The sequence below is a fragment of the Caldivirga maquilingensis IC-167 genome, assembly GCF_000018305.1.
GTDB lineage: Archaea > Thermoproteota > Thermoprotei > Thermoproteales > Thermocladiaceae > Caldivirga > Caldivirga maquilingensis.
In genome coordinates, this window is the sequence record NC_009954.1 from 63031 (window position 1) to 83700 (window position 20670).

The 20670-nt window shown below is 41.7% G+C and carries 20 protein-coding genes; 9 read left to right on the forward strand and 11 right to left on the reverse strand.

Annotation, left to right across the window (positions count from 1 at the left end; genetic code table 11):
- Positions 1–54: 54 nt before the first annotated feature.
- Positions 55–1479: a VWA domain-containing protein gene (locus tag CMAQ_RS00245; RefSeq protein ID WP_012185122.1), complete on the reverse strand. Its 1425-nt coding sequence runs from the start codon at positions 1477–1479 to the stop codon at positions 55–57.
- Positions 1480–1742: 263 nt separating this feature from the next.
- Between CMAQ_RS00245 and CMAQ_RS00250 the strand changes: the two genes are divergently transcribed.
- The gene (locus tag CMAQ_RS00250; protein WP_012185123.1) at positions 1743–3425 is read left to right on the forward strand and encodes an MFS transporter; all 1683 of its coding nucleotides are present in this window, start codon (positions 1743–1745) and stop codon (positions 3423–3425) included.
- Positions 3426–3450: 25 nt separating this feature from the next.
- Here the strand turns inward: CMAQ_RS00250 and CMAQ_RS00255 are convergent, their stop codons facing one another.
- The 3 genes from CMAQ_RS00255 to CMAQ_RS00270 form a co-directional block, all read right to left on the reverse strand.
- A complete protein-coding gene (locus tag CMAQ_RS00255; protein ID WP_012185124.1) occupies positions 3451–4326 on the reverse strand; it encodes a thioredoxin domain-containing protein in 876 nt (291 codons plus the stop codon).
- A gap of 145 nt (positions 4327–4471) precedes the next feature.
- The gene (locus CMAQ_RS00260) at positions 4472–5554 is read right to left on the reverse strand and encodes an AAA family ATPase (RefSeq protein ID WP_048062558.1); all 1083 of its coding nucleotides are present in this window, start codon (positions 5552–5554) and stop codon (positions 4472–4474) included.
- A 512-nt stretch (positions 5555–6066) separates the two neighbouring features.
- Positions 6067–7083, reverse strand: a complete 1017-nt coding sequence (locus tag CMAQ_RS00270) for a hypothetical protein (RefSeq protein WP_012185127.1) — start codon at positions 7081–7083, stop codon at positions 6067–6069.
- Positions 7084–7350: 267 nt separating this feature from the next.
- Between CMAQ_RS00270 and CMAQ_RS00280 the strand changes: the two genes are divergently transcribed.
- From CMAQ_RS00280 to CMAQ_RS00290, 3 genes are all read left to right on the forward strand, one after another.
- A complete protein-coding gene (locus CMAQ_RS00280; protein ID WP_012185128.1) occupies positions 7351–8202 on the forward strand; it encodes an SDR family NAD(P)-dependent oxidoreductase in 852 nt (283 codons plus the stop codon).
- Between the two features lie 209 nt (positions 8203–8411).
- Complete coding sequence (locus tag CMAQ_RS00285) at positions 8412–8651, forward strand: hypothetical protein (protein ID WP_012185129.1); 240 nt, start codon at positions 8412–8414, stop codon at positions 8649–8651.
- A 175-nt stretch (positions 8652–8826) separates the two neighbouring features.
- The gene (locus CMAQ_RS00290; RefSeq protein WP_012185130.1) at positions 8827–9618 is read left to right on the forward strand and encodes a nucleotidyltransferase family protein; all 792 of its coding nucleotides are present in this window, start codon (positions 8827–8829) and stop codon (positions 9616–9618) included.
- Here the strand turns inward: CMAQ_RS00290 and CMAQ_RS00295 are convergent.
- Positions 9611–10600, reverse strand: coding sequence for a hypothetical protein (locus tag CMAQ_RS00295; protein ID WP_012185131.1), 990 nt, complete (start codon positions 10598–10600; stop codon positions 9611–9613). The two genes, CMAQ_RS00290 and CMAQ_RS00295, sit on opposite strands and share 8 nt — an antisense overlap.
- A 141-nt stretch (positions 10601–10741) precedes the next feature.
- Here CMAQ_RS00295 and CMAQ_RS00300 point away from each other — a divergent pair, with 141 nt between their 5' ends.
- Genes CMAQ_RS00300 through CMAQ_RS00310 form a run of 3 tightly spaced genes read left to right on the forward strand, consistent with a single transcriptional unit; the run spans position 10742 to position 12291 of the window.
- On the forward strand, positions 10742–11146 hold the full coding sequence (locus CMAQ_RS00300) for a Fur family transcriptional regulator (RefSeq protein WP_012185132.1): 405 nt from the start codon (positions 10742–10744) through the stop codon (positions 11144–11146).
- A gap of 55 nt (positions 11147–11201) precedes the next feature.
- On the forward strand, positions 11202–11672 hold the full coding sequence (locus tag CMAQ_RS00305) for a rubrerythrin family protein (protein WP_012185133.1): 471 nt from the start codon (positions 11202–11204) through the stop codon (positions 11670–11672).
- A 16-nt stretch (positions 11673–11688) separates the two neighbouring features.
- Positions 11689–12291: a DUF3501 family protein gene (locus CMAQ_RS00310; RefSeq protein ID WP_012185134.1), complete on the forward strand. Its 603-nt coding sequence runs from the start codon at positions 11689–11691 to the stop codon at positions 12289–12291.
- A 122-nt stretch (positions 12292–12413) separates the two neighbouring features.
- On the opposite strand, the gene thiE is transcribed toward CMAQ_RS00310, so the two are convergent.
- The 6 genes from thiE to CMAQ_RS00340 all read right to left on the reverse strand — a co-directional run bounded on the left by thiE (position 12414) and on the right by CMAQ_RS00340 (position 18205).
- Complete coding sequence (thiE, locus tag CMAQ_RS00315; protein WP_012185135.1) at positions 12414–13031, reverse strand: thiamine phosphate synthase; 618 nt, start codon at positions 13029–13031, stop codon at positions 12414–12416.
- The gene (gene thiM, locus CMAQ_RS00320; RefSeq protein ID WP_012185136.1) at positions 13028–13828 is read right to left on the reverse strand and encodes a hydroxyethylthiazole kinase; all 801 of its coding nucleotides are present in this window, start codon (positions 13826–13828) and stop codon (positions 13028–13030) included. The genes thiE and thiM overlap by 4 nt, the downstream gene beginning before the upstream one ends.
- Before the next feature lie 79 nt (positions 13829–13907).
- Positions 13908–15299, reverse strand: a complete 1392-nt coding sequence (locus CMAQ_RS00325) for a glutamate synthase-related protein (RefSeq protein WP_012185137.1) — start codon at positions 15297–15299, stop codon at positions 13908–13910.
- An 8-nt stretch (positions 15300–15307) separates the two neighbouring features.
- Positions 15308–16354 carry an asparagine synthetase A gene (locus tag CMAQ_RS00330; RefSeq protein ID WP_012185138.1) on the reverse strand — a complete coding sequence of 349 codons (1047 nt, stop codon included), beginning with the start codon at positions 16352–16354 and terminating at the stop codon, positions 15308–15310.
- Between the two features lie 163 nt (positions 16355–16517).
- Complete coding sequence (locus tag CMAQ_RS00335) at positions 16518–17729, reverse strand: redox-regulated ATPase YchF (protein ID WP_048062560.1); 1212 nt, start codon at positions 17727–17729, stop codon at positions 16518–16520.
- Between the two features lie 143 nt (positions 17730–17872).
- Positions 17873–18205, reverse strand: coding sequence for a hypothetical protein (locus CMAQ_RS00340; protein WP_012185140.1), 333 nt, complete (start codon positions 18203–18205; stop codon positions 17873–17875).
- Positions 18206–18284: 79 nt separating this feature from the next.
- Between CMAQ_RS00340 and CMAQ_RS00345 the strand changes: the two genes are divergently transcribed.
- Positions 18285–19097, forward strand: a complete 813-nt coding sequence (locus CMAQ_RS00345) for an SPFH domain-containing protein (protein WP_012185141.1) — start codon at positions 18285–18287, stop codon at positions 19095–19097.
- Positions 19098–19154: 57 nt separating this feature from the next.
- On the forward strand, positions 19155–20486 hold the full coding sequence (locus CMAQ_RS00350) for an NfeD family protein (protein ID WP_232203772.1): 1332 nt from the start codon (positions 19155–19157) through the stop codon (positions 20484–20486).
- Positions 20487–20670: the final 184 nt, after the last annotated feature.

Here is a 20670-nt window from a genome sequence, read left to right on the forward strand (position 1 = left end):
TAAACTTAGTGAGTAGGGTGAGTTAGCTGAAGCTTGGTTTAAAGTTTTAGTTAATTATAGACCCAACTTATCCATTATTAGAGCCTTATCGAGGTTTGATATGTCGTTTATCTTTATGAATAAGCCATTACCAATCTTAGATAACCTCATGAGTAGGTCAAAGTCACTATTATCACCCACAGCTACTGTTGATAATGTCACACCCATGCGTCTCAACTTCACAGCCTCCTTAATGCAACTACTTGCGTTAACAGTCCTACCATCAGTAATACATATTATGTGTTTATTAGGGTAATTAGACTTACTTAAAATAATCCTAGCCTTCTCAAGGGCATTAGCTATGTTAGTACCACCACCTGGGTAAATGTACCTGCTCATCTCCTCCATTTCATTAATGTACTTCTTAACTGAATGAGGACCCCATAGTATGTCGGCCCTAAAATTGAATAACACCATTGATAACCTATCATTAGTCCTAGATAAGTACCTTATGTACTTTACAATAGCCTCCTTGGCTATGTCCATCTTCATGTAAGCCCCACTGAACTCCTTCATGCTTCCTGAGGTATCAAGACAGAGTACAATATCCATTAACTTAACATCCGCGTACTCCCTAACCACAATATCCCTTGTACTCATTGGCTTATTGAGGAATGTCTTCCTAACCATATTCATTGAAGTCTTATCCAAGTCAATCCTATAAGCTGGGTCACCAATCCTATATTCCCTAACCCCCGTTATGTAGGTTGGGTAATTAGAATGCTCAGTGAACCTGGAGACCCTAAGTGCATTACCTATAGTGGGTTCACGGGCCACATTATCAAGAGCCTTAAAGACCCTTGAACCACCCTTACCCTGATGTGGAAGTAACCCATAACTAGCTAAGTATCTCGCCAACTTCCTAAGCACCTTAACCTTCTCAGTAATGTGCGCCATTGGGTTCACGAACATGTTAAGTAATTGAGCCAGGTTAATGAAATTCATGGTACCTACACTACCGTAGAAAACATCATATATGACGTTAGCCACATCATCACTTGACTCATTACCTGTACCTAATTCCTGGTTGATTAATTGCCCGGTTCCACCATCCTTACTATCATTATTAGGACTTAACTGTGACTTACCTACATTACCCTTAACTAATCCCTCTTCATCAGTGTTTATTTCATCATCATTACGCATATTCAAGTCATTAACGAGAGATAAGGCATACTTAAACGCCTCCTCAAGGATTTCACGCTTATCCGCACCATTGTTAACATTAACTGATGTGTAAAGATTCTCAACACCAACTCTAATTAACCTCTCTTCAATATTCCCACCACCACTAATAAGTATGTTAGCCACAATGTCCCTAAGCGCATACTCATAACTCCTCACTGAACCTGGGCTTACAACGTCCCGGTGGTTAACTAGGTATTGGTAAACCCTACTCAGTACCATTGATATGAACTTCTCAATATCATTCCCCTCCACTTGATTAACACCCAGGCCAGTTTATAAACCGTACCTAAAACCTAATTTTAAAGATAATTAAGCCTCCACTTAAATGGGTAATTAATATTGAGGAGCAGCAGCTTGAAACGCTGACTTATGCATGGTTAATTTACTCTTAAGTCCATTAATCATCAGCTGTAGAACGCGTTAGTAATCCATGTGGCGCAATACCCTCCTTTTACATTATGTGATATGGTTACTTTTTTAAGGGTCTCTGTTGCATAAATATTTACTGGACCCTAATGGAGTACAAGTGGGTTGTATTAACTAATACAACTCTAGGAGTCATAATGTCATCAATAAACATGTACATAGTCCTCATCTCCCTACCAACAATCTTCAGGGGGTTGAACATTAATCCATTCCTACCCGGGGAGTTTGATTATCTGCTTTGGGTGTTAATGGGGTATAGTATAGTGCTGGCAAGTGTCCTCGTAACCTTTGGAAGAATCTCAGACCTATATGGTAGGACTAGACTTTACACGCTTGGGTTCATAATATTCACCATAGCTTCTATTTTACTCTCAGTGATACCGAGTGGTTCAGGTAATTTAGGTGCATTACTACTTATAGTATTTAGGATGATTCAGGCAGTGGGTGGTGGCTTCCTAATGGTTAATAGTACCGCATTATTAACTGATGCCTTCCCACCAGGTGAGAGGGGTAAGGCATTAGGGTTGAATCAAACAGCCTTCATAATAGGGTCGTTCCTAGGTATAATACTTGGCGGCTTATTATCGAACTATGACTGGCACCTACTCTTCCTAGTTAATGTACCATTCGCAGTGGCTGGGGCACTTTGGTCAGTGTTTAAGTTAAGGAGGGTGAGCAGTAGTGGTATTAAAGTGAAGATTGATTACTGGGGTAACGTAACCCTAGCAGCGGGCCTTGTGTTAATATCCCTTGGCTTCACCTATGCATTAATGCCCTATGGTAATTCTGAAATGGGGTGGCTTAACCCATACGTAGTATTATCATTCATAGTCGGGGTAATTATGCTGGTTGCCTTCATACCAATAGAGCTTAGGCAGGAGGCGCCCCTCTTTAATCTATCATTATTTAAGGTGAGGCCATTCACCTACGGCATAATGGCATTATTCCTCTCATCACTGGCGAGGGGCGCCTTAATGTTCCTATTAACAATCTGGCTTCAAGGCATATACCTACCGCTACATGGTTTCAGTTACGCTGAAACACCATTTTGGGCAGGCATATACATGCTTTCAATGCTCATTGGAATGGTAATAATGGCGCCAATAGGAGGTGCCTTAACTGATAAGTATGGTGCCAGGATAGTGGCTACAGTGGGTATGATAATAATTGCAGCATCACTCTACCTACTCACTCTCCTGCCTTATAATTTTAACTTAACATCATTTGAATTAATACTATTCCTAAATGGCCTCGGTAATGGTTTATTCAGTTCCCCTAACACAACATCAATAATGAATGCACTTCACCCTAAGGATAGGGGTGCTGGTAATGGTATGAGGCAAACCTTCAGTAACGTAGGCTCCACGATAAGTATGGCAATGTTTTTCTCAATAGCAATGAGCATCTTCTCCCAATACGTACCCGTTAGGATTCATGAAATGGCGTTAAGCTACGGTTTACCCGCAGACATAGCATCCTCCCTCTCAAAGATACCTGCATCAAGCCTACTCTTCGCCGCATTCCTGGGAATTGACCCGGCATCAGTATTACCAAGCACCCTAACGGCTAACCTGCCGGCAAGCATAATGAAGGTCCTGGATTCAAGCACCTTCCTACCGAATGTACTTGGATCACCATTCATGATGGGTTTAAGGATTTCCCTATACATATCCATAGTACTGGTGGTGATAGGAGCAGTACTCTCATACATGAGGGGAGGCAGGTATGTTTACGAGGAAGCTAAGGGGAAGGAAGAAGCCTATACGGCGTAGTTTTTAGTGTTGTGTTTTGTGTGGGTTAGTTGTTTGGGTTTTTCATTATTATGAACATTGGTGTTCCTATGCTGCCTTGGAGGTTCTTAGGTATGAGTAATGATGCTATATTATTGACTTGACTCCATGCACTACTAGTCATGTTTACTGCTTGCGTGGGATTTAACGTTACCTTGCATTCTGGGTAGTATGTACTGTTGAGTAGGCGGTAGGAGAATATTGGGTAGTAGATTAAGTATGCTTGATTATTATACTCAACGTAGGGTACTAAACCATACATGAAGTCGGCGATGTATGTTTCATTTATGGCACTCAATGTTTGAGTGGCATTAACACTACTAATGCACTTCCATTGAAGCCATAAGGCGACACTATCATTGAATGCTTGAAGAAGAACAGTGGCATTAGGCTGTTGTTGATAAGCCTGGTAGTAGCCTAATGCATGAGTGGGGAAGTACACCGCAATATAGTAGACTCGCCCACTCTCAATTAATGGCGTTATCTGACTGAAATTATAAACATCAAATATAGCGCAGTATGGGCAGACTGGGTCTAGGAACTCAATAAGCCACACAGGGGCCTTGGGGTTACCGTAAGTTATCACATAATCATTACCACCCTCAACAAGCCTCAAAACATACTGAACAGCATTAGGCGTTAATGAACCAACACCCTCACCACTACCCAAACCACTCAACCCATAACCATAAACAACATCACGAACCAAAGTAGGAACATTAGGATAAGCACCAATAACATAAACAAAACCATTACTGGGTAGTGACTTACCTATGCTTAATCCAGGAATTCTTAAAGGTATTATACCTAGTATTGATGTTACTAACACTACCGCCACTACAGCAACCACTACTGCTACTATGATTATTACTTTGCTATTCATTAACGTACCCCAACTAAAAGGCTAAATAAATTTTATTCCGATTCATTATTAATGAGATTACTTAATTCCCAGCATCAACGCTAGTAAGAACGCATTGATGCACATGCAATTTATCTATTAGTTAATTAGGAATTAAAAACATTGATCATTGATTATTCAACTCAATTACCTTTGCATCATTTACCCTCGGCCTTAGTCTACTTGAGGCTATTATCTGAAGATCCTTAGATTTAGCATACTTACCCACTGCACTTAATACGTTTTCCAGTGATTCCTCATTAAGCCCTATGTCCACTCCATCAATTATTATAGTGGAGCCTCTGGGGGCTAGGACTAATTGAACGATAAGCGGTAGTATTGACCTTACCCCTAACCCAGCATTGTAGAGTACCCCCCATGATCCCTTAGCCTTTATGAAACCCATTAACCTATTAGGTGCTATGAAGCCGGCTGTTACATCCTCAACATTTAAGGACTGCATCTCGCTCAGAATTTCCTTAACCTGCTCCCTATAGCTTGGTACAGTGAGCATTCTTGATAATTGGTGAACAGTATACTGTGCATCACCACCCACTGAGTAATCTGGTAGTAAGTCAACTGTTGTTTCAAAGGTCCTCTTCCACCATGCTAACCTATTCTCCCCTATGAAGAAGAACCTATCTCTTAATCCCTGTCTTAGTGAGAATAAGACGGCCTTAGCCACCTTAACTGAATCAGGTGGATCACTGCATGTCTCTAAGGCATCTTCATGCATAATGTGGTATGGGGTTATGCATAAGTCTATGATTTCAGGCTTAAGTATCATGTTCTTATCATTAATCCTACCGAAGGTAACTAAGAGATTATCATTAAGCCAAACCTCCTGCTCAACATTACCTGAGGAGTGAATAAAACTGTAACTATAGGTTATGCTCCCTGAATTAGCATTAATGCCAGTATCCTTTAGGAAACTTGAAATCTGATCATCAATACTGAACCTTAGGCTAACAGTAACCCTACTACTGGTATCCAGGTTCCTTAACACATCAACCACATCATGAATCATTAATAACCTACCTTCAATAATTAATGCATCCTCACCCCTTGACTGCATTATGAGTGTAATCGCCTCAAGCATTGATGACTTCCCACTGGAAGGGGGACCGACAATTACGTTCAAGCCCTCACTGAACTCCACGCATGCATTCCCAATAGCCTTGAAATTACCTACACACGCCTTAATTATCATTAATGATGCTGCCTAGGCTTGGTTTAAAACATTAACACACCATATCACTAAGATTCCCTAATGATAATTACCTCAGCTTGATTAACGCATTAAACTCCTCATAACAATCATTGCGTGTTAATTATATAAAATAAACATAGAGGAGGCTTAATTTAAATAAAATCTAAATCCAGTAGTAAATAATAAGACTATATATTGAATAAAATTTATTAACCCCTATAGCGTTATAATAGGGATGAGGTGCCTAGCATGCATTCGTTTAATTGAGAGAATTCTCACCCCTAGCCTTATTCCTGACTTAGGATCCTTATGGAGTATTTTAATGAACCTGGTGAACACTAGGATTACTATCTACACTATGGCATTTGTTAATAATTTTAAGTTAATTAATTTAAGGTCAATAATAGCTGAATTAGGGTTAACTGCATTATATACCTCCAATTCTAGTGCGAATAATGAGGATTTAAGATACGTAATGTTGATTTATGAAGCAAATAATAATGATTAAGGATTCAACTCCAAATTAACATTGATGTAGTCGTGTATGTTATTGGAATTACCGCAGTTTCCTGTGTTCCATTGATAATGTAGGTTACTTGTAGTTGGTAATGAATAAGGGGCATTGAGAATAGTATGAAGGAACCCATGCATGCGGCTGTGACATTGTAAGCAAATGTATCCCAGTAGCCGCTTAGCCAGTAATGTATTGTAGTTACTGCTGATGCATTATAGAGGGGTAGGTATAATTGACCAATGGGGGTGGGAATATAGTTGACACTGGTTCCATTAGGGAAGGCTGTTTTCGAAATTGAGGTACATGTTAGTAATACTGTTCCATTGGGTGCAATAAGCCTATAACCAATTACAGAGAAGGGTAATGGAGCCAGGTAGGTTAAAAGCACTTCAGATGGCCATGAATCACTGGCTGCGGCATAGGCGTAAATGGAGTTTTGAAGCGTGGTGAAATTAGTGACTATGTATGAGTAAGTGCGCGTTGATCCATTAACCAGGGTGTAGCTTAGGGTTATTGTGGAGCCAGGTAAGGTACTTAATGCATAGTACACAGGTCCTATAACAGTGCTTCTAATGGTCTCTGAACCACCAGCCACCTGATTGAAATTATATATAGTGCTTACTGCTAATATGGTGCTATTGAAGTAAACGAACACTGGGTATGTTATGGTGCTTAAGGGTGGTATTGATACAGTACCCACGTAATATGTACGGGCAGAGTAAGGTAGCATTGTTATATCTAAGTCATATAGGAATTGCGTATAATTCTCAGGGTTACTTATCGTAAACACTATAGCGTATCCATCTTCAGTGGCGTAAATTGCAGAGACATTAATCATGGGTAATTGCCCGTACTTATTATTAATAAGTTGAAGATTAGTTAAGGATTCAAGTAAGTTACTATACCTTGAATTAACCGTACCTAAGGTAGCCTTCATGGTAAGGTACATGTACACGAAGAATACGGCCACTGCTAGGGCTATTACCATTACTGTAATGTAAATGTACTGCCTCATCACCCTGGTTACTTAGTAGCGAATTTAAGCATTATTCACATGAATATAGCTGAATCTCTACGTGGATTAATTACGTTAGTGAATGCACCCTTACTAATTACACAGCATGAAGCAGTGGTAGTTGCATTTAGGGGAGTAATCATGATTAATGGAGTAAGCCCTAATTACACTGCGTGTAATTATATTGATAAAAGTACACCGCACCTAATTAATGCCTCTTATATATGCGGTGCAAAACTTATTAGCATCGATTCATGAAGGATACCTATGGGTAATGAAACACAATATAAGGCAGCCTTCCCAGACTTAAAGGGTAAGGTAGTGATTGTTACCGGATCCACTAGAGGGATCGGTTACGAGATAGTTAAGTTGTTTAAGGAAATGGGCTCTAGAGTGGTGGTTAATGCTAGAAGTGCTGATGAGGTTCAAACCGTGGTGAAGAAGCTTAATGATTATGTCAGTGACGGTGAGGCAATAGGTGTGGCAGGTGACGTAAGTAAGTATGAGGATTGCGAGAAAATAGTCAACGAGACCGTGGATAAGTACGGTAAGATAGATGTACTTGTTAATAATGCTGGTATAAACATGATACGTGACAGCCTCAACTTAAGTATTGATGACTGGGAGAGGACACTTAGAATAGACTTATTCAGTGCCTTCTACATGTCTCAATTAGTTGCCAGAACCATGGTGGCTAAGAAGGTTAAGGGATCAATAGTTAACATAGCTTCCATGGTTGGTCCAATAGTGGCTTTACCTAAGCGCGCAGCATACGCAGCGGCTAAGGCTGGCTTAGTTGGATTAACTAGGGTTCTTGCCGTGGAGTGGGCTCCATTGGGGATTAGGGTTAATGCAATAGCTCCCGGTTACATATGGTCCTCAGCCCAGGAGGTTAATATAGCTAGGGGTGAGTACACTAGGCAGGATATCGAGGGTAGGGTACCAATGGGTAGGTATGGTGATGCTAGGGAGGTTGCCTATGTAGCAGTCTTCCTAGCTTCAGAATTAGCCTCATATGTGACCGGCGCGTTAATAACTGTTGATGGTGGCTGGACAATTTATGGTGGCTGGGAAAGATTACTGAGACAGATACAGGAATCCGCAAGGCAATTAATCTAAAACATAGTGTAATAATGCCCTTTCTATTAAAGACCCGTAACTGTATTACTCTATGATAAATTAAAGAGATACACATTATTGAGTTATGCTCCTTTAATACCAGCATTTAGGGGGAATGATTAAATCCAGGTGGTGAACCTAGAATCCTATAGATCCTAGGATTAATCTTAGTGAGTAATGTTTAAAAGATTGTGGTTCATGGGTTAAGTATGGATTACCTTAAGGTGATAGTATCCGTAACAAAGTACTATAATGTAGTGTACGCTGGAGCCATGGTAGGTTTCCTAGCCTGGTTCATAATGCTACTAACCAATGGTTATCATTATGGCGCTAACATGAGCCCCATAATGCTTGCAGTAATAGTAATATCAGTATTAACGGTTATTTTCGCGGCATTGAATATATACGTTGATGAGTTAATAAAGGGAAGCCGTCAACGTTCAAGGTAAGCATTAAACCATACGGTACCTATCCTACTCACCATGCATAATCCTCTTCATTCAGCACTAGCCCTTATGTTGATTAAGAATTAACCTGTAACATGGTGAGTATTAGCTAATTGCAAGTGAATTTACTCACCTGTGGTGAGTGCAGTTTATATTTTGCGGGGTTAATAACCCATGAATGAATATTGGTGCTGTGGTTACGGCTGCAGGCTTAGGTACTAGGGATGGACCTTGGACACTTATCTTCCCAAAGGCCCTGCTCCCCCTTGTCGTTAAGATAAATGGTATTACTCATATAAGACCTATGCTTGACCTAATAATAACAACACTAACCAGGGTTGGCTGCAGTAAAATATGCATAACCAGGAGGAGCGATGATGATGCAATAGTCAAATACACTAAGGCGCTTTGGGGTACGTTTAACGTAGATTTCACCATCCAGGATGAACCAAGGGGTTTCGGTGACGCCGTATATAGGGGGTTAGGGTGCCTTAATAATGTTGATTGGGTTATAGTTCATTCTGATGATGGATTCATGATTAATGAAAGCTCAATACTAATGAATTCCATTAAATTCGCCGCCGATAGTAATATTGATGGATTAGTATTCGTTAGGAGGGTTAATGACCCAAGCAGGTACGGTGTACTGCAGGGGTTTGTTGAGGAGGGAACAGGCCTCTACAGGGTTACTGAGATTGAGGAGAAGCCTAAGGTACCTAAGTCAAACTTAGCCTTAACAGCAGTGTACTTATTCAAGTACAGCATATTAACTGAGACGTTAAGGAAGATTGAGGATGAGGGTAGGCCAATCATTGAATTCACCGATGCCATTAAGCAAATGGTACAAGGTAAAGCCAAGGTAATGGCTATGGAAGTGGGGCCGAAGACCTGGTTCAGTATAGGTACACCAAGCGAGTACACTGTGGTTCATGAGATTGTGCGCGATAGGGATTTACTGGAGATTATTTAGCCATAATACTTAACCTCCTCCCCTCCCGCTGTAGCCTAGTGGATAAAGGTAGAAGAACCAGTATTGCGGAGAGGGCTAGGACAAGGTACTTATTGTAGTGGAAGAAGAATGGCATAATTGACTCCCCTGTTGAGGTACCTGCAAAGGCAGCATTAATACTGGTGACAGGGTCCTTACTTCCCCTTCCAGCAGTCATAGTTACTAATGGGTAGACTAGGGAGTAGGGTGCAATGAAGATTAATGCAGTTACTATACTTGGGTAAATAGTGTAAACCACGAAGGCTACACCGGTTAAAGCTACGCTAACCCATAACGCGTTATCAACGTATCTGTCTGAAACCCACCTAAGTACACCCATTAAACCAGCGGATAATGCCAGGATCAGTCTCCCGTAGTCACCGAAGCTCGGTATCGTTGATAAGTAGACGGTGTATAACCCACCCACTATGAACGTGACTATTGTATACGGTATAACACTTAAGAAGTCTAGGTTAACTACGAACTTAACCATGTATCTAGTAACCTCCTTAGCCTCACGGTTAATTGGTGGGAGTAGGGTTAACAATGCTGTCACCAGTAGTGGTATTGGGGTCTTCGTGAAGTAGATAACTAGACCCGACACCAGGTAGGCCACTGATGATGCCGTGTAGGATTTAGCAACACCACGATTACCGAAGAGCGAGTAGGCATTCGGCACTATTACTGAGTGAAGTGCACCCAGGAAGGCAAGTAATGGTAATAGTGCCTGTTTAAACGGTATGGTTAATACTGATAATATAATCGTGGGTATTATGAACCATTTCTTGAATCCAAATAAGTAGCCTATGAAGCCGCCAATGGCTAATGACGCATAGCTCAATGAAACCCATAGGTATGTTGATTCCCTGAAGGCTAATGGTATATATAAGGTCGCGTAAAGTAGGCTAAACCTCTGTACTCCAACAAGTATTGAGTAAATGTTATCATTAACCGCATTAAGCACATTGCTGATTAACACCACCCTTTAAGTGTGTAACTCACTTTAGGTTAATTTGAGTGAAGCTGGATTATTTAAGTTAACGCCTATGTGGAAAATATTCCTAGGTAGAAATATTTATATCCCTATATGTTAAAACCACACTGAATGAGTGAAGACTTGGCAAATCTCCTACGGAGTAGAGGATTGAAGGTGACGCCGCAGAGGATTGCCATACTTAAGTTACTGAGCAGTGGTGGGCACTACACTATTGAGCATGTTCATGATAAATTAAGGGATATTGAACCTGGTATAAGTATCTCTACTGTCTATAATACTTTAAGCACATTAACCAGGCTTGGTGTTCTAAGGTCCTTTGAAGCTAATGGTAAGACCTGGTACGAAATAGCTAAGCACCCGCATTTAAACGTCATATGTGAGAACACTGGGCAAATAATTGATATTGATGTTGACTTAACTTGGATTATGGATGAATTAATGCGTAGGGGGATTAAGGTTAAGGACCTAAACATTATTGTTAATGGGGACTGCTCTAAGATGGAGGGGAAGTAGTTTAATAATACTTCTAACCCGAAATATTTATAAACTGCTATTCCGTACTCCAGTTATGGCGAATAAAATCCCTAAGGGTACGAAAACGTATGAAAACCTGAAGGCCGCATTCCAAGGTGAATCAATGGCAAATAGAAGATACCTATATTACGCTAGGCTAGCTAGGCAGAAGGGGCTTAATGATATCGCCGAGGTCTTTGAGAAAACAGCTAATGCTGAAACCGGGCATGCGTTTGGTCACTTAATGTACCTAGGTGTGGATCCAGTGGCTGAGATTGAGATAAACACCATTGAAGATGCCTTAAAGGCATCAATATATGGTGAAACCTACGAGTGGACTCAAATGTACCCGGCTTTCGCTAAGGTTGCCAGGGAGGAGGGATTCCTAGAGGTTGCTGAGTGGCTTGAGGCTGTGGCTAAGGTTGAGAGATTCCACGCAAACAGGTTTAATGAGGCACTTGAGAAGTACTATAAGTCAGCTGGAGTTAAAACTGAGGTAGAGGACGAAACATTAGGTAGACTGTAATTGAGGGTAATTTTAAATGCAGAGTAGATTAATGAACCTTATTTCAAAAATATACACCCCCTCCCAATACTCATCAATCAGGGAGGAGGTTTACAGGCTTATCTCAGAGTATAAGAGGAGTAGGTATGTTCCAATCAATGAAAGGGTAACCGTACTCTTCGAGGATGCGGCAACAGTCTGGTTCCAAATAGAGGAGACGGCTTACTTAGAGGGTGTTGATGATATTAACGTTGTTAGGGAGGCTGTTAAGACATATGCTCCCATGGTGCCGGGAAGTAATGAATTAACTATCACGGTTTTCATAAACATAAATAATTACGATGAATTAAGAAACCTACTACCGAAGTACAATGGTATTGAGAAGTCAATTAAACTAGTAATCAATAACGTTGAATTAGAGGCGACTCCAATTTATCCTGAGGATTACGCACCAGGATCATTACCAAGGAGTATTCATTACCTTAAGGTCACTGGTAAAGGACTTGATGATTTAATTAAATCAAGCAATAGTGTTAAACTTAGGATTACTCATCCAATGGTTAATAAGGAGGTTACCTTAAGTAATGACTCATTAGAGGCTATTAGGGCGTCATTAAAGGGCATTAACTGGGTCATTTAACCCAACCTAAATACATAAACTATAGTTAATTTTACTTAAAATCTAGGTAGTTAAGACCTTATCCCTCAAGTCAGGTGAATTAAATGAGGATCACCACTTCTAAGCATTGGGTAATGGAGTCATTAAGCCTCATCCCAAGCCTTAACAAACCTCTTAGCCATTTCCAAGGGATCCTTTGCCGCTAATATTCCTGAAATCACTGCGGCACCCCAAGCCCCAGTGGCCTTTATGGCTGGTATGGATTCTAAGGTTACACCACCTATTGCGTATACCGGTATACTAACGGATTGGACGACTCTTCTTAATCCCTCAAGTCCAAGTATCCTGTAGTCCGGTTTAGTGGGGCTTGGGAATATGGAGCCTGCACCTAAGTAATCTGCACCAGCCTTCTCCCCCTCCTTAGCCTCATCAACAGTGCTTGCGCTTGCCCCGATTATAATTCCACTAAACCTCCTCTTAACCTCATCCACTGGTGCATCCTCCAAACCCACGTGGACGCCGTCAGCATCAGAGAGTACCGCTATGTCAACCCTATCATCAACTATCATTACTGCTCCATATTGATTACACAGTTTCCTAATCTCCTTAGCCTCATTAAGCATCTGCCTTATGCTACCCTCCTTACGCCTATACTGAATTATCCTCACACCCCCCTCTAGGAACACCTTGGCTGCATCCACATGGTTCTTAACATTATATGAGTCATCAGTTATACCGTATATGCCCTTAGGTAATCTCACTGAACCACCTCTACCTTAGCCATTTTAACGTAATCGTCACCGGTTAGGTTAAATAACTCATCAATTAGGTACTGTTTAAATGTACCAGGTGCCTTACTCTTAGCCTCAGCCTTCTCAGCAGCTATTTCAAAGGCAACCAGTCCCTCTACTGAAGCCTTAACGAAATCCCTGTTAATCGCCATGAAGCTTGCTATAACTGAACCAACCATGCAGCCGGAGCCGGTTACGTATTGGAGTAGTGGTGTACCATTCTTAACAATGACCTTCCTAACACCATCTGATACGTAATCCCATGGACCAGTAATCACTGCTGTTACACCGTATTCCTCAGCAATCTTAACCGCCGTATCCATTGTTGCGTTGACTATTGAATCAACCCCCTTGACGCCACCTGTTACACCGGCTAGGGCTAGCATTTCACCTCCATTACCCTTAACCACTGATACCTCAGTTTCACTTAATATGCGTTTAACAACCTCAGTCCTATACCTAGTGGCCCCAGCGCCCACTGGATCTAGGAGTATTGGAACATTATTTCTACTAGCTGCCTTGCCTGCAATTATCATTGATTCAACCCAATACTCATCTAGTGTGCCTATGTTTATGTATAGTGCATTAGCCTTACTGGCTAATTCCTCAACCTCCTCCTTTGCATGAGCCATTATTGGTGATGCACCTATGGCTAAGGTGACGTTGGCTGCATCATTCATTACAACGAAGTTCATGAAATGATGTACCAGTGGTTTCCTATCCCTAAGGGTTTTTAGGTCCCTTGGAAACTCGTCGCTTAACCACATTGGTGGATTCTTGAGTGTCCTCTTTTTAAATCATTCGCAAGTTATTAATAATCAATAAATTAATTATAGTTAACACACCCTAGTACTCGCTTGAGTAAACGTAGGGTATACCTAAGGCTGAGGCTAAGTCCTTATTAAGTGAAGCCAAGTCCTCCGGGGCCAGGTCCTTAATATCGTACTTGCCTAATGCTGAAACAACCATTTGCGTCTCCACGCGGGTTGCCTCAATAAAATTCCTAACACCAACCTCACCCTTAGCCATGGCGGCCACTATGAATGGCCTACCAGCGTAAATCGCTGATGCCCCTAATGCCCTTGACTTAGCTATATGGGCGCCGTTAAACAACCTACCTGCAAGCAGTAGGCTAACCTTATCATCAATACCCATTAACCTAGCCTTCCTAATCTTAATTAAACCCACTATGGTTGGGTAACCCAACTCCTTCATGGCCACTGAGGGAGCCATGCCTGTTCCACCCTCTTTACCATCAATCACCACGGCATCAGCACCCTCCTCGTAGGAAACCTTAATGACATCTAGTACATCCCTATAGGGGCCAACCTTAACCCACACCTTGGCTCTTGGGTAACTCGTTTTCATTAACCTAATCATCCCCCTTAATATGTCTGCGGTGTATGTTCCCGGTACTGAATACCTCTCAACCTCCTTCCTACTCGTCTTCTCAGGATCCTCCAGGAAGTGGTACTTCTCCTTAACCTTAATAGCCTCCTCCCTCCTCATTTTTATTACCCCACCTAAACCTGGCTTAGCGCCTTGACCAACCTTAATTTCGAAGGCAACCCTACCTTCATCAATGTATGGTTCAAGGTCCTTATCACTATACACCTTATTCCAATGCTCATCATACGCATCCTCAACGTTCTGCTGAATGAAGACGCCACCGTACTTATCAATATTAGTTAAGTACGCCATAACCCTCTCCTTGAAGCTTGGATGCCCGTGAGTCAACCTCTTATCATACCCCCTAACAGTGTGTACATTCTCCCCTATACCATATGGGATACCCTCCTTTGCCGCAGCCTTAGCTATCACTATACTGTACCTGCTGGCTATGTCGGTTGACCCCATTGACGCCACTACAAGGGGCATTGATGACTTTAAGCCACCTATGTTAGTCTCAAGGTTAACATCAGTGAATACAGGTTCCCTAAGTAACTCAGCCATCTTCTCAAGTCTCTTTGGAGTGAAGGCTGGTGGAACAAGGATTAAGTCATCTATTGTTAGGAACCTTGGGTATGACCTTCGATTAATAGGTGCCCCTAGTAGAGCTGCCCCATATGATGCTAATTCACCAAATGGGTAAACACCCTCCTTACCTTTAATTGCCTTAAGCAGTATCTCATCCAGTGGGTAATCATTAATGAAGTCGCTAATACCTCTAAGCATTATTAGGCTTGCCTTCACCCTGAGGGCAAGTTCACTAACCTTTAATGCAAACCACTCAAACATTAAACCACCTATGGCGCCGGTCCTACACCAGCTACCTTAGGGTATGGTCTAGCCTCCCAAACAGCCCTAAGGCCGCAAATATACCTAGTGAACCTCTCAACACCTATGCCGAAGCCCGCGGTTTTTAATGGGTAGAAGTCCTTAAGCATTTCAAGGAACCACCTGTACTTATTTGGATCCTCCCCAGCCTCCCTTATCCTACTAATTACCTTAACAGGCTCATACTCACGTTCACCGCCTGAAATAGCCTCACCAAAGCCCTCTGGGTAAAGCATGTCGAAGTCCCTTAAGTAACCTGGCTTACCTGGATCCTCCCTATTATAGAATCCCCTGGATCCCTTAGGGTACTCGTAGATGAAGAGTGGACTATCGTGGTGAGCTGAAAGCACTTTTTCGCATTCCCAAAGTATCTCAGTATTCCTTGGGTTACTGCAACCAAGCTTATTAACAAGCTCCACAGCCTCCGCGTGAGTGTAGCGGGTGAAGGGGGTCTTATAATGCGGTAGTTCCCTTCCCATTTTCTCAAGGTCCTTGCCGTGAACATCCCTAATGTACCTAGTAACATACATGAATAAACCCTCGGCAACATTCATAGCATCATCAAGTGTACCGTTAAGTATCTCTAAGTCAACTTGGAAGAATTCAACAAGATGCCTACCAGTGAATACGCTATCATTCGGCTCAAACCTAATGTTTGGGGACACGAAGTATACTTTACCAAGCACTGCAGCCATATACTGCTTATACAGTATTGCACTGGACATTACCTTATACTCATGACCATAGAAGTCCACTGTGGCTTGCTTAGCACCCCTTATTCCAGGGTCGGTGACAGGCCCTATTATTGGTGGTAGAACCTCTGTGAAACCCTGGGAATCTAAGTATTCTCGAATAGCGTGAAGTATGGAGGCTTGGATTTTAAACACTGTAACGTACTTACTCTCCCTAGCCCACTTCCAAGAGTACTTAACCCACTCATCAATGAACTTTAAGTACGATTCCTTATCCTTAACCATCTTCTCAAACTCGAGTATAGCTGAATGAACCTTGCTCATACTTTCACACCCATTGCCGTAGTCTACTTATACACCTTATCATCAATTTAACAATATATTAACGTGAATTAACGGTTAATCAGCCTAATAATTTAGGTAATAGATAGAATAGTTACCATAATACTACGTTTAATTTCAGTCACTTAGCCCTATAATTAGTACCTCACCTAGTGGTCACAATTCTTACAATAGATCTATGCTGAAGCCTCTCATTAAGGCCAATCCTCCTACCACTTAAGGCATCTACAGCAAACATAGCCCTCTTAGCAATATCACTGTGTATTGCTGATGCTAAGTCAAGTACAGTTGCGTTCCTGGGAAGCAGGTATACGTCAGGTAGGACCCTACCCTCAGTGTCAGTTAGCCTCTTCTCATCGGCCACTGGGTAAACAGCTATCATGCCTAACACATCAAACACCGCTGTGTTAAGGGCCTTAACAACCCCGGTTCCACCCCATTTCCTCATAATTGACCTAATTCTCTCAAGGGCCTTAACCTGCTCAGGCATTAGGTTACCTACTATTGTGAAGTCTTGATCCCCGGGAATGTACTTTATTAAACCCTTATTGGCCGCTCTCCTCAACGCTAACTCGGCATCAGCACTAGTTGGTATTACCCTATACCCCTTAAGTTCATTAATCATCCTCTTTATGTTATCCTCAGCCTCAGGTATATCAGCCTTATTGGCTGCAATAACCATGGGCTTACCGATGGATCTAATATACTTTACAAGACCCATAATAGCCTCCTCACCCCATAAATGCGGTTGCTTATTAATTAATGATAATTGAGTCAAAGCCTCCTCAATAATAGCCCTAGTTATGCCTAATCCACTTAACATACTGTAGAGTACATCCTCGATCTTCTGCTTAGAGTACTCCACCTGTCTAACCACCTTATCCCACTCCTTCTTAACTATCTGAAGCATCCACATGTCGACCTCATTCTCAAGGAACTTAACATCAAGTAGGGGATCATGAGTACCAGGCTTAACAATCCTACCCTCCTCATCAGTACCACCTGAGGCGTCAACAACATGAATCAGTACAGGCGCCCTCCTGAGGTGGTCTAGGAATTGGTTGCCAAGACCCCTACCCTGCCATGCACCAGGTACTAGGCCTGCCACATCAATTAACTCCACTGGAATTAACCTAGTCCCATCCATGCATATTGAATTCCTTGGATTGTCCTTAACCCCAAGGTCCCTGCAAACACATGGTATTGTAACATAACCCACACCCACGTTAGGTTCAATTGTAGTGAATGGGTAAGGCGCAATCTTAACATCAATTAAGGTTGATGCAGCGAAGAAGGTTGACTTCCCGGCATTAGGCTTCCCAACAATACCAACCTGCACGTGCGTTTGAGTGAGCACTATTAAGTATGGTTTAGGTTTAATTAAAGCTTTGCTGTTGATTATCATAACTTAGGCGGCTGAATAATCATCACTAACTCAGCCCCAGCCTTCTCCGCATGATTACCTTAAGTCGATGAGGTGATTTATTTAAGTATTGCTTCTCATTCACTTAAGGCTTCCTTAAGTCTCATAATCATTAACGATAAAGCCCCCTTATCCACTACGTAAATGCATTTATCCTTGTTAATTCTTCTCGCGTTAACATCAGTAATAATACTACTAAGCGTACTCTTGATCATTGACTTATCCTCATTACTTAACTTCCTATGATGCTGAATAATACCTATTATACGTCTATAACTTATGTACACTACATTACCCTTTGATGAAGAATCAACGTACTCAAGCACCCTTAATAATTCACGAATAACCATTACCTTACCCCTCTTTACTCCATTAATATCAGTGATAAGATCAAATATACTCTTAGCCACATACCACTGCTGGCTATTATTGTTAAATAGTTTACGTATATTGACTAAAAGTTTTAAAATCCTAGAATTAAGTTAACCTATGAGCACAATTTCCTTAATTGTGGATATAGTTATTGCAATAATAGTGCTTATAATAGTCATCCCTATATTAGCCTCAGCAATAAGGATTGTTCCAGAGTATCAAAGACTCGTTAAGCTTAGGTTGGGTAAGTTTAAGGGGGTTTATGGACCTGGTTTAGTACTGGTTATACCCTTCATAGATAGGGTAATAACCATAGACTTAAGGACTATAATGCTTGATATGCCTTCACAAAGGGCTTTAACCAGGGATAATGTTGAAGTCTCAGTGGATGCATCAGTTTACTTAAGGGTTCTTGACGCTAAGAACGTGGTATTATCAATACAGGAGTATAGGAGCGCAGCGGCAACAATAGCTGCAGCAACATTAAGGGACGTGGTGGGTATGGTGGATTTAGACACCCTCCTAACCCAGAGGGAGGAGGTTGCTAAGAGAATCGCATCAATTGTCGATGAACATGTGGAGCCCTGGGGGCTTAAAATATCCAGTGTCGCTATAAAGGACATTAAGCTCCCTGACACCTTGGTTAGAGCCATGGCTGCCCAAGCAGAGGCTGAGAGGATGAGGAGGGCTAAGGTAATACTGGCCCAAGCCGACTACGAGGCTTCTCAAATGTATCTTAAGGCAGCTGAAACATATGTTAAGAACCCAACAGCCTTAACCCTCAGGCAACTTGATACTCTCCTTGAGGTTGCTAAGGAACATAACCTAATACTAGTCGTTCCAAGTAACCTAGAGCCAGTCACAGCCGCAGCCTTAGCATTGAAGGCTAGGGGAGGACAGGAGGGGCAGGGTTCATCAAGTGCCAGCTGAGGGCTTTGAAAAAGGGTTAAATACATGTACTTAAAATTAAGTAAAGGTGTAGGTGAAGTGAAGGCACTATTACTTGCATTAATTATACTCACCTTAGCATTACCCATGATTGTTCATGCAGCATCCAGCGGCATTATTAAGGTAACCCAGGTCTACACTTATAATTTGAATGGAGAGATAACTGATAATACTTATGACGAATTAAAGAGCGTTATTAATCAACTCCCACCTGGTAGTGTATTAGTCATATACATGGAAACACCAGGTGGCTTGCTTGATGCAGCCTTAAACATAGTTAGTCTCTTTGAAACATCAAGTGTAGTGACTGTTGGATTCGTTTACCCAGTGGGCTCATATGCCTGGTCAGGGGGCACGTTAGTCCTCCTCTCAACTACAATAGCCGCCATGGCTCCAGGAACCGTAATTGGTTCATGTCAACCAGTGGAGATCAATGAGGTTACTGGGCAGGAGGTTTTCATAACTGAGCCTAAGATACTTAATGCAGTGGCTAAGTACTTCGTTGAGGCCGCTGAGTTCAGGGGTAGGAACACTACCTTCGCAGCATCCTGCGTATACAATGACACTAATCTAGGGCCTGAGGAGGCGCTTAGGTATGGTGTTATTAATTATGTTGCAAGTGATATTAATCAGTTATTATCCATGATGAATGGTACCACTGTTAACGTTAATGGAGTTAACTACACGTTAATAATGGAGAACCCGACTATAACTCAATTAACGCCACCCATCAGTTACCAACTTTACGATGCTTTACAAAACTCAGTGATTGAGAATATCCTCTCCATACTGGGTGTATTGCTTATCCTGGCAGGTTTAATAACCGCCCACGTATACTTAGCTGGCATAGGTGCAGCATTACTAGTTGTATTAGCCTTACTTGGCTTACCAATAAACTACGCTGGCTTAGGCTTAATGGTGACTGGTGCCTTATTAATGGCCCTTGAGTGGCATAGTGGGGGTAAGTTACATGGTGTATTAATAGCCGTTGGTGCGGTGCTTATTGCAGTGGGTTTAATACTACTCATACCAAATGTCACGCCACCCCAGTATGCACTTAAATATAACCCAACAACACTTAGAATAATACTTTACAGTGAAATAGTAGGGATTGGAGGCTTATCAGCCTGGATAGTAATGCTAATAGTTAGGGCTGTTAGGGCTAAGCCAATATCAACAGTAATATATTACCCAGTAACAGGGTTAATTGGAGTAGCTACTGAGGATATTAAGGCTGGGCAAATGGGCATTGTTAAGATTAGGGGAGAGTACTGGAAGGCAATAGCACTGGAGGATGTTAAGGAGGGTGATAGGGTTACTGTGGTATCGTATGAGAATAATATTATAAAGGTGAAGAAGGCTAATCAATAGTATTTAATGCGCACTGCGTTAGTATCATTAAGACTCTAAGTGACTAATCAACTCACTAAAATTAATTCATGCAATGAATCATGGGTAACATTCTGTAGAATAATTACCTAAGTGAAGCATGCCCGCTCAAGTTAGGTTGGTAATACACGTATTGCCATCACATCCCAGTGAAGTGACTTATGAT

Excerpts from the sequence above, each read along its gene's own strand:
- CMAQ_RS00345 (WP_012185141.1), top strand. The coding sequence starts at position 18,285 with ATGAGCACAATTTCCTTAATTGTGGATATAGTTATTGCAATAATAGTG.
- CMAQ_RS00260 (WP_048062558.1), bottom strand. The coding sequence starts at position 5,554 with ATGATAATTAAGGCGTGTGTAGGTAATTTCAAGGCTATTGGGAATGCA.
- CMAQ_RS00285 (WP_012185129.1), top strand. The coding sequence starts at position 8,412 with ATGGATTACCTTAAGGTGATAGTATCCGTAACAAAGTACTATAATGTA.
- CMAQ_RS00270 (WP_012185127.1), bottom strand. The coding sequence starts at position 7,083 with ATGAGGCAGTACATTTACATTACAGTAATGGTAATAGCCCTAGCAGTG.
- CMAQ_RS00330 (WP_012185138.1), bottom strand. The coding sequence starts at position 16,354 with ATGAGCAAGGTTCATTCAGCTATACTCGAGTTTGAGAAGATGGTTAAG.
- CMAQ_RS00250 (WP_012185123.1), top strand. The coding sequence starts at position 1,743 with ATGGAGTACAAGTGGGTTGTATTAACTAATACAACTCTAGGAGTCATA.
- CMAQ_RS00325 (WP_012185137.1), bottom strand. The coding sequence starts at position 15,299 with ATGTTTGAGTGGTTTGCATTAAAGGTTAGTGAACTTGCCCTCAGGGTG.
- CMAQ_RS00290 (WP_012185130.1), top strand. The coding sequence starts at position 8,827 with ATGAATATTGGTGCTGTGGTTACGGCTGCAGGCTTAGGTACTAGGGAT.
- CMAQ_RS00300 (WP_012185132.1), top strand. The coding sequence starts at position 10,742 with ATGAGTGAAGACTTGGCAAATCTCCTACGGAGTAGAGGATTGAAGGTG.
- CMAQ_RS00255 (WP_012185124.1), bottom strand. The coding sequence starts at position 4,326 with ATGAATAGCAAAGTAATAATCATAGTAGCAGTAGTGGTTGCTGTAGTG.
- CMAQ_RS00310 (WP_012185134.1), top strand. The coding sequence starts at position 11,689 with ATGCAGAGTAGATTAATGAACCTTATTTCAAAAATATACACCCCCTCC.
- thiM (WP_012185136.1), bottom strand. The coding sequence starts at position 13,828 with ATGTGGTTAAGCGACGAGTTTCCAAGGGACCTAAAAACCCTTAGGGAT.
- CMAQ_RS00280 (WP_012185128.1), top strand. The coding sequence starts at position 7,351 with ATGGGTAATGAAACACAATATAAGGCAGCCTTCCCAGACTTAAAGGGT.
- CMAQ_RS00305 (WP_012185133.1), top strand. The coding sequence starts at position 11,202 with ATGGCGAATAAAATCCCTAAGGGTACGAAAACGTATGAAAACCTGAAG.